Genomic DNA, 7912 nt, shown 5'->3' on the forward strand with positions numbered 1-7912 from the left:
CGGCGCGCCGGAGCGGGAGCGTCCGGACCGCTCCGTCTTCTGGCCGTCACGCTCGGTCTTGCGGCGCTGGCCCTGCGGCTTCTTCGGCGTGCCGATGGCGCCGCCTGCTTCGGCCGGGATGCCCATCTCTTCGTAGAGGTGCGGCGAGTTCGAGTAGGTCTCGGCCGGATCGGGGGAGTCCAGGCCCAGCGCCTTGTCGATCATCGACCAGCGGGGCAGCTCGTCCCAGTCCACCAGGGTAACGGCGATACCGGTCTTGCCGGCCCGGCCGGTGCGGCCGATGCGGTGCACGTAGGCCTGCTCGTCCTCGGGGATCTGGTAGTTGATGACGTGGGTGATGTCGTCGATGTCGATACCGCGGGCGGCCACATCGGTGGCAACCAGCACGTCGATGTCGCCGTTGCGGAACGCCTTCAGCGCCTTCTCCCGGGCGATCTGTCCGAGGTCGCCGTGCACCGCGCCGACCTTGAAGCCGCGCTCGGCCAGTTCGTCGGCGACCTTCTGCGCGGTGCGCTTGGTGCGGGTGAAGATCATCGTCGCGCCGCGCCCCTCGGCCTGCAGTATCCGGCTGACCATCTCCACCTTGTCCAGCGCGTGGGCCCGGTAGACGAACTGCTCGGTGGTGTCGTGCGTGGCGGCCGAGTGCGGCGCCTCCGCCCGGATGTGGGTGGGCTGGTTCATGAAGGTGCGGGCCAGCGTGATGATCGGGCCCGGCATGGTCGCCGAGAACAGCATGGATTGCCGCTCCTCGGGAATTTGCCGCAGGATCCGCTCGATGTCGGGCAGGAAGCCCAGGTCGAGCATCTCATCGGCCTCGTCGAGCACCAGCATGGACAGTCCGCCGAGCTGCAGGTGGCCCTGCTGGCTCAGGTCGAGCAGGCGGCCCGGGGTGCCCACCACGACGTCGGCGCCGGCGCGCAGCGCCTCGATCTGCGGTTCGTAGGGCCGGCCGCCATAGATCGACACGACGCTCAGCGGACGGTCGCCCTCGGCCTTGAGGTACTTGGCCGCGTCGGAGAGGTCACCGTGGACCTGCAGGCACAGCTCGCGGGTGGGCACCACGACCAGGGCGCGTGGTGTGCCGTTGAGGGCCCGCACGCCGACTCCGGCCGTGATGCGATTCAGCAGCGGCACGCCGAACGCGAGGGTCTTGCCCATGCCGGTGCGCGCCTGGCCGATCAGGTCGTCGCCGGCGAGCGCCAGCGGCAGGGTCAGTTCTTGGATGGCGAAGGGGCGCTCGATGCCCTTCTCCGCGAGGGCGCGGACGATTTCGTCGCGGACGCCGAGGTTGGCAAAGGTCAATTCGGTTGTGCCGTCGAGTGTGCTCATGCGTGGGTTGAATACCTTTCGGTGACGTATCGGGTTGTGTCGGTGTTTCTCGGTCGCGGTCACGCGCGCACGAGTTCCGACTCCGATGACGTCGCCGAGTCGCGGGCCCCTGCTCGATTCGGGCGGGCCAGCTGTGCACGCACATTTCGCCGATAGCGGCTTCCCGGAGGAATGCAGCCGCTATCTACATACATGATAGCTGGTCGACAGCTGGCCCCCGATTTGCGCCGGTTCCGCCGACTACAGTGTTGCCATGACCCGGCCCTCTTGCCAGCCTGCCGAAGCCGATCAGGAAGCCGATCAGGTCGAGGATTCGCCCACCCCTCGACTGTCGGCCGATCACCCGGGCGTCAACGAGTTGTTCGCGGTCTTGGCGTACGGGGAGATCGCCGCCTTCTATCGGCTCACCGACGAGGCGCGGATGGCGCCCGACCTGCGCGGACGCATTTCGATGGCGAGCATGGCCGCCGCCGAGATGCAGCACTACGAACTCCTGCGCGACGCCCTGGAAAGCCGGGGCGTCGACGTCGTGCCGGCGATGTCCAAATACGTCTCGGCGCTGGAGAACTACCACCGGCTGACGATGCCCAGCACCTGGCTGGAGGCCTTGGTGAAGACCTACGTCGGCGACGCCCTGGCCGCCGACCTGTATCTGGAGATCGCCGACGGGCTGCCCGACGAGATCGCCGACGTGGTGCGCGCGGCGCTGTCGGAAACCGGGCACTCGCAGTTCGTGGTGGCCGAGGTGCGCGCCGCCGTGACCGCCAGCGGCAAGCAGCGCAGCCGGCTGGCGTTGTGGTCGCGTCGCCTCTTCGGCGAGGCGATCACGCAGGCCCAGTACCTGCTGGCCGACCACGACGAGCTCGTCGACCTGGTGATGTCGGGCGCCGGCGGGCTGGGCCAGCTCAGCGCCTTCTTCGACCGGCTGCAGCACACGCACGACCGGCGGATGCGCGAACTCGGCTTGAGCTGAGGCTCAGCCGTGATCGCAAGCGCGGCGCAGCCGGGCGCTGCGGGTCACGGCCATCGGACTCAGCCGTGATCGCAAGCGCGGCGTAGCCGGGCGTGGCGGGTCACGGCCATCGGACTCAGCCGTGATCGCAAGCGCGGCGTAGCCGGGCGCTGCGGGTCACGGCCATCGGACTCAGCCGTGATCGCAAGCGCGGCGCAGCCGGGCGCTGCGGGTCACGGCCATCGGACTCAGCGGGTGCAGCTCGCCAGGCTCGCGTTGTTGGCCTGCGCCGCCACCAGTTGGCCGGCGGCGTTGACGATCGAGCAGTTCAGCCGCCCGTAGAAGCTCGTCGCCACCACCGATGGGTTCTGGATGCCGGGGTTCAGGATCACCGCCTTGGTCCACGGCAGCGACACGTTGAACTCGGTCTGGGAGCGGCCCTGACCATCGGTGTAGACGATGTTCACCAGGTCCAGCAGCTGCTTGCTGCCGGTCACGCTGTAGACGACGGTGCGCGGGTTCAGCGCCGCCGCCGGCGGGGGCGTCAGCGTCAGGGGCGGCGCGGCGGTGGGGGTTCCCGTCGGCGCCAGGCTCGGCGCGGCGCTGGGCGTGGTCACGGTGGTGACCGTCTCGGGCGGCAATTGTTGCGTGACCGAAGGGCTGGGCTGGGCGCTGGGCGGGGCGGAGGCCTTCGTGGTGGCCGGCGCGGACGTCACCGGCTGGGGGGCCGGGCCGATGGTGGCCTTGGTCGAGGCGCTGTCGCCGCTGTTGATGATGACGGCCGTCGCGATCGCGCCGACGGCCACCACGGCGCCGACGATCGCCGTGACGGGGCGCCAGCGCAGCTCGGCCGGCCAGCCGGTCCAGTTGTAGTCACCCTCGGGGTAGGAGCCGGCTCGGTACAGCTCATCGGTCTCGTCCTCGGGATAGTCCCGGATCTCGTCGAGGTCGGCCAGTGTGGTACCCATGGTGCCGAAGTTAGCGATGTGAAAACACGGATCGGGTACCCAAACCGGGTCTGAGACCAGCTGCAAGCTAATCGTTATCTGCTCGCGACCGACGTTTCGCTCACCGCGAACCGCGCCGCGGGGACCGTCGCCGGTGCGGGCCGCCCGCGTCCACTAGCCTGCAGTGGCAGGGCCGTCGACTTCAGTACCAACGGAAGGGGTGACCGTGGAGGTCAAGATCGGTATCACGGACAGTCCACGCGAGCTGGTCCTCTCCAGCGCGCAGACGCCGGCCGAAGTCGAAGAGCTCGTCAGCGCCGCACTGAGCGAGGGTCCGGGCCTGCTGAGGCTGACCGACGAGCGGGGGCGTCGCTTCCTCGTCCACACCAGCAAGATCGCCTACGTCGAGATCGGTCCCGCGGACGCCCGCCGGGTCGGCTTCGGTATCGGCGCCGAGGTCACCAAACTCCCCGGCAAGGGCGCTAAAGGCGAGTAAGCGGCACGTGTGACAGGCCGCCCCACGCGAATTGGACGGTGCCCTCGACCGCGTCCGCCTTGGAGATCGGGCGGTCGGAGTCCAGCCAGTAACGCGCGCAGTCCACGCTGATGCCGACCAGCCCCACCGCGATCATCCGGGCACGGTGCGGGTCCAGGCCCGAATCCTCGCTGATCAGGGCGAACACGGCGTCGATGCACGATTCGGTGGCGACCCGCACCTGCGCGGCCACCTCGGGTTCGGTGACGTAGTCGTTCTCGAAGATCAGCCGGTAGCCCTGGCTGTCGTGCTCGATGAAGTCGAAGAACGCCTGAACCGCGGCGTGCAACCGCCGGCGGTTGTCGGTGGTGGTGCTCAGCGCCTGCTGGACCCCCGACACGAGGTTCTCGACGTGCCGGGCGAGGACCGCCAGATAGAGTTCGAGCTTGCTCGAAAAGTGTTGATACAGAACCGGTTTGCTCACACCGGCGCGCTCGGCGATCTCGTCCATGCCGGCCGCGTGGTAGCCACGGTCGACGAAGACATCGCTGGCGACGATGAGCAGCTGACCGCGGCGCTCATCGCGCGGCAACCGGTTGCCGCGCCGGCTGGTGGCCGCGACGCCGTCCCCGGGCCGACTGCGATCGGCCGACCTGACGGCACGCCGCGCCGCGGGTTTGGCGAGTTCGCTCATCGAGTCCTCATCTGATCTGTCGGCGTCCGGCCGCCGGCACTGCCCCGGCCGGCCCGCGCGCGGCTCGTTGCGACAGACCTTACTACCCGCGTGGCTGCGGTGATCGTCGTCGCGGCCGTCGCCGCTGGCAGAAAGTGGTGTCGGGCGGTGCATTCGGGCGCGCCAAGGACGGCCCCGGCGCCCGCTGTGTAATCCTGGGGAAATGACTTCCCAGCGGCCTTCTCGTGGCGCCGGTCGCGTCCCGGTGCTGCGGGACGAGTGGCGGGAACCGCTGCGGGCCCTGCGTGACCCGATCGCCCGCGACGGCGGACGGACCCGGGCCGACCGGGAGCGGCCCAACCAGTGGCGCAAGCAGACGCGCCTGGGACGGTTCGTCTCGACGTACGGCTGGCGCGCCTACGCGCTGCCCGCGCTGGTGGCGCTCACCGCCGTGGTCGTCTACCAGACGGTCACCGGCACTGCGGCGACGAAGCCCACGGCCAACCAGCCCATCCAGAGCCCGCAGGAGGTCGGCGCGATAGGCACGTCGATCATCGACGCGCCGCCGCGCGGGCTCGCCGCGTTCGACGCCAACCTGCCGGCCGGGACGCTGCCGGACGGCGGCCCGTTCACCGAGGCGGGCGACAAGACGTGGCACGTGGTGCCCGGGACGACGCCGCAGATCGGTCAGGGCACCGTGAAGGTGTTTCGGTACACCGTCGAGGTGGAAAACGGCATCGACCCCACGATGTTCGGCGGCGACAACGCCTTCGCCCAGATGGTCGACCAGACGCTGGCCAACCCCAAAGGCTGGACCCACAACCCGCAATTCGCGTTCATCCGGATCGATAACGGGAACCCCGACTTCCGGATCTCGCTGGTGTCTCCGGTGACCGTCCGCGGGGGCTGCGGCTACGAATTCCGGCTGGAGACCTCCTGCTACAACCCGGCCTACGGAAGTGACCGGCAATCGCGCGTCTTCATCAACGAGGCGCGCTGGGTGCGCGGGGCCGTCCCGTTCGAGGGGGACATCGGGTCCTATCGCCAGTACGTGATCAACCACGAGGTCGGCCACGCCATCGGGTACGTGCGTCACGAGCCGTGCGAGCAGCAGGGCGCCCTGGCGCCGGTGATGATGCAGCAGACGTTCTCCACGTCGAACGACGACGCCGCCCAGTTCGACCCGGACTTCGTCAAGGCCGACGGCAAGACCTGCCGATTCAACCCCTGGCCGTTCCCGATCGCCTAACGCGGCGCCTACTGCGCCTACCGCCCCGAGCGTCACGTCTACCGCCTCGAGTGTCCCGCCTACCGTCCCGAGCGTCACGCCAGCGTGGCGCTCGGCGCCCAACGCCACGCCAGCGTGACGCTCGGCGGGCCGGTTGAATTCATTGCCGTCCCCCGCGGCGGCTGCTGAGATGGTGGTGGACGACCAACCGCACTGCGAGACCGAGGAGAACCCGGGTGCCGACACCGTTGCCGCCTCTCGTGGCGCCGGCAGACCAGCTGACCCGCGACGAGGTGGCCCGCTACAGCCGCCATCTGATAATTCCGGACCTCGGCGTCGACGGGCAGAAGCGGCTGAAAAACGCTCGCGTGCTGGTGATCGGTGCCGGCGGCCTCGGCGCGCCGACGCTGTTGTACCTGGCCGCGGCCGGGGTCGGCATGATCGGCATCGTCGATTTCGACGTCGTCGACGAGTCCAACCTGCAGCGCCAGATCATCCACGGCACCGCCGACGTCGGACGCGCCAAGGCCCAGTCGGCGCGCGAGTCGATCGCCGCGATCAACCCGTTGGTGCAGGTGCGTCTGCACGAGTTCCGGCTGGACTCGAGCAACGCCGTCGGCCTGTTCGAGGAGTACGACCTGATCCTGGACGGCACCGACAACTTCGCCACCCGCTATCTGGTCAACGACGCCGCCGTGCTGGCCGGCAAGCCCTACGTGTGGGGGTCGATCTACCGGTTCGAGGGCCAGGTCTCGGTGTTCTGGGAGAACGCGCCCGGCGGCCGGGGCCTCAACTACCGCGACCTCTACCCCGAGCCGCCGCCGCCCGGCACGGTCCCGTCCTGCGCCGAAGGTGGCGTGCTGGGCATCGTCTGTGCCTCCGTCGCGGCGGTGATGGGCACCGAGGCGATCAAGCTCATCACCGGGATCGGCGAGTCGCTGCTCGGCCGGTTGATGATCTACGACGCGCTGGAAATGTCCTACCGCACCATCAAGATCCGCAAGGATCCGTCCTCCCCGAAAATCACCGCGCTGATCGACTACGAGCAGTACTGCGGCGCCGCGCCCGGCGACGCCGGTGCGGTCGTCACCGGCTCCACCATCACCCCGCGGGAACTGCGCAAGATGCTGGAATCGGGCACGAAGCTGGCGTTGATCGACGTCCGGGAGCCCGCCGAGTGGGAGATCAACCACATCGACGGGGCGCAGCTGATCCCGCAGTCGTCGATCGACTCCGGCGAGGGCCTGGCAAAGCTGCCGCACGACCGCATCCCGGTGCTGTACTGCAAGACGGGGGTGCGCTCGGCCGCGGCGCTGGCGACGGTGCGGCAGGCCGGATTTGCCGACGCGGTGCACCTGCAGGGCGGCATCGTGGCGTGGGCGCAGCAGATGCAGCCCGACATGGTGATGTACTGACCCGGTCCGCGAGTGGGGCTCGTCTAGGCTACCGGTGTGAATGTCGAGCCACCGCCCGAGCATGTGCTGGCGGCGTTTGGTTTGACCGGTGTGCAGCCCGTCTATCTGGGGGCTAGCTGGGAGGGCGGCTGGCGCTGCGGCGAGGTGGTCCTGTCGCTGGTGGCCGACCACGCCCGGGCGGCCTGGTCGGCCCGGGTCCGCGAGACGCTGTTCGTCGACGGCGTCCGGCTGGCCCGCCCGGTCCGCTCGACGGACGGACGCTACGTGGCGTCGGGCTGGCGGGCGGACACCTTCGTCGCCGGCACGCCCGAGCCGCGGCATGACGAGGTGGTCTCGGCGGCGGTGCGCCTGCACGAGGCGACCGGCAAACTGGAACGCCCCCGGTTTCTGACCCAGGGACCCACCGCGCCGTGGGGTGACGTGGACATCTTCATCGCCGCCGACCGTGCCGCCTGGGAGGAACGGCCGCTGGCCTCGGTGCCCCCGGGGGCGCGGACCGCCCCGCCGACGGCCGACGCCGAGCGCTCGGTGGAGCTGATCAACCAGCTCGCCACCTTGCGCCGGCCGACCAAGAGCCCGAACCAGCTGGTGCACGGGGACCTTTACGGGACAGTGCTTTTCATCGGTACCGCCGCCCCGGGGATCACCGACATCACCCCCTACTGGCGGCCCGCGTCGTGGGCCGCCGGCGTCGTCGTCGTGGACGCGCTGTCCTGGGGCGAGGCCGACGACGGCCTCATCGAACGCTGGAACGCGCTGCCGGAGTGGCCGCAGATGTTGTTGCGCGCCTTGATGTTTCGCCTCGCGGTGCATGCGTTGCACCCGCGGTCGACCGCCGAGGCCTTTCCCGGGCTGGCCCGCACGGCGGCCCTGGTCCGGCTCGTGCTCTAGCT

Annotated in this window: 8 protein-coding genes; 5 read left to right on the plus strand and 3 right to left on the minus strand. The window is 69.7% G+C overall.

What is annotated here, in order from left to right:
- On the minus strand, positions 1-1329 hold a 1329-nt coding region (locus HMPREF0591_RS08865), incomplete at its 3' end, for a DEAD/DEAH box helicase (protein ID WP_007168147.1).
- Positions 1330-1582: 253 nt separating this feature from the next.
- Between HMPREF0591_RS08865 and HMPREF0591_RS08870 the strand changes: the two genes are divergently transcribed.
- On the plus strand, positions 1583-2302 hold the full coding sequence (locus tag HMPREF0591_RS08870; RefSeq protein ID WP_007168148.1) for a ferritin-like fold-containing protein: 720 nt from the start codon (positions 1583-1585) through the stop codon (positions 2300-2302).
- A 227-nt stretch (positions 2303-2529) separates the two neighbouring features.
- Here the strand turns inward: HMPREF0591_RS08870 and HMPREF0591_RS08875 are convergent, their stop codons facing one another.
- On the minus strand, positions 2530-3249 hold the full coding sequence (locus HMPREF0591_RS08875; protein WP_007168149.1) for an MmpS family transport accessory protein: 720 nt from the start codon (positions 3247-3249) through the stop codon (positions 2530-2532).
- A gap of 205 nt (positions 3250-3454) precedes the next feature.
- Between HMPREF0591_RS08875 and HMPREF0591_RS08880 the strand changes: the two genes are divergently transcribed.
- The gene (locus tag HMPREF0591_RS08880) at positions 3455-3724 is read left to right on the plus strand and encodes a DUF3107 domain-containing protein (RefSeq protein ID WP_040622135.1); all 270 of its coding nucleotides are present in this window, start codon (positions 3455-3457) and stop codon (positions 3722-3724) included.
- On the opposite strand, the gene fasR is transcribed toward HMPREF0591_RS08880, so the two are convergent.
- Entirely contained in the window at positions 3711-4397 is a 687-nt protein-coding gene (gene fasR / locus HMPREF0591_RS08885; protein WP_007168151.1) for an HTH-type transcriptional activator FasR, read from the minus strand. The genes HMPREF0591_RS08880 and fasR overlap by 14 nt on opposite strands.
- Before the next feature lie 202 nt (positions 4398-4599).
- On the opposite strand from fasR, the gene HMPREF0591_RS08890 reads away from it, so the two are divergent.
- From HMPREF0591_RS08890 to HMPREF0591_RS08900, 3 genes are all read left to right on the plus strand, one after another.
- On the plus strand, positions 4600-5625 hold the full coding sequence (locus HMPREF0591_RS08890; protein WP_085981534.1) for a DUF3152 domain-containing protein: 1026 nt from the start codon (positions 4600-4602) through the stop codon (positions 5623-5625).
- Positions 5626-5840: 215 nt separating this feature from the next.
- Positions 5841-7019, plus strand: coding sequence for an adenylyltransferase/sulfurtransferase MoeZ (moeZ, locus tag HMPREF0591_RS08895; RefSeq protein ID WP_007168153.1), 1179 nt, complete (start codon positions 5841-5843; stop codon positions 7017-7019).
- Positions 7020-7055: 36 nt separating this feature from the next.
- Positions 7056-7910 carry a TIGR02569 family protein gene (locus HMPREF0591_RS08900; protein WP_007168154.1) on the plus strand — a complete coding sequence of 285 codons (855 nt, stop codon included), beginning with the start codon at positions 7056-7058 and terminating at the stop codon, positions 7908-7910.
- Positions 7911-7912 lie beyond the last annotated feature (2 nt).

The sequence above is a fragment of the Mycobacterium parascrofulaceum ATCC BAA-614 genome (genome assembly GCF_000164135.1).
Taxonomy (GTDB): Bacteria; Actinomycetota; Actinomycetes; order Mycobacteriales; family Mycobacteriaceae; genus Mycobacterium; species Mycobacterium parascrofulaceum.